This window comes from Photorhabdus sp. RM323S (genome assembly GCF_042879375.1).
In the GTDB taxonomy this organism is placed as follows: domain Bacteria; phylum Pseudomonadota; class Gammaproteobacteria; order Enterobacterales; family Enterobacteriaceae; genus Photorhabdus; species Photorhabdus tasmaniensis.
Window position 1 is genome coordinate 1 of record NZ_JBHFKZ010000177.1, and the last position, 758, is coordinate 758.

Annotated in this window: 1 protein-coding gene; it reads left to right on the forward strand. The window is 53.6% G+C overall.

From position 1 onward, the window contains the following. Positions 1 to 758, forward strand: a 758-nt coding sequence (locus ACGF7G_RS22540) for a hemagglutinin repeat-containing protein (protein WP_387468520.1), incomplete at both ends; no start/stop codon positions are given.

The window sequence follows — 758 nt, forward strand, 5'->3', positions numbered from 1 at the left end:
CCCGGCTTGATAACCGCGGCCAGGTTAATGCACAGAACACTCTCATCGTAACCGGTCACGACTTTAACGGGATGGAGGGCACCCTCTCAGCCGCGCTGAATGTGGTGGCGGACTTTATGCATCGATTCAGCGGAAGTGCGTTCATCTCCGCTAAAAATATTCTGCTGCATGCGGATGACATTACCAGCAGGGGGCACTTCGAGGCGGAAAATGACCTGACAGTCATTGCCGAAGGTAAAATTGAGCTTAATAAGAGCAGACTGGCAGCACAGAAAAACCTGACCCTGATGGCGGGCCACGGTATCACCGCCTATGACGCTGAACTGACCGGGGAAAATGTTGCGTTGCTCGCGCGTGAAGGCGACATTCAGATGAGAGGTGACGGCGCAAGTATTTCAGCCAATCATCAGGTGCAGATGGTCGCCGGTAACAAACTGGATCTCCAGGGGACATTGGCGGCACAGAAAAATCTGACTCTCATGGCAGGCCACGATATTGCCATCGCTCAAGCCGGGCTGACTGGGGAAAATATTGAACTGCTTGCCCGCAACGGCAACATTCGGATGGGCAGTGGCGGCGTAAGTATTTCAGCCGATAACCGGGTGCAGATGATCGCCGGTAACAACCTGTATCTCCAGGGAACATTGGCGGCAAAGAAAAATCTGACTCTCACGGCGGGCAAAGATATCACCGCCTATGACGCTGAACTGACCGGGGAAAATGTTGAACTGCTCGCACGTGAAGGCGACATTCAGATG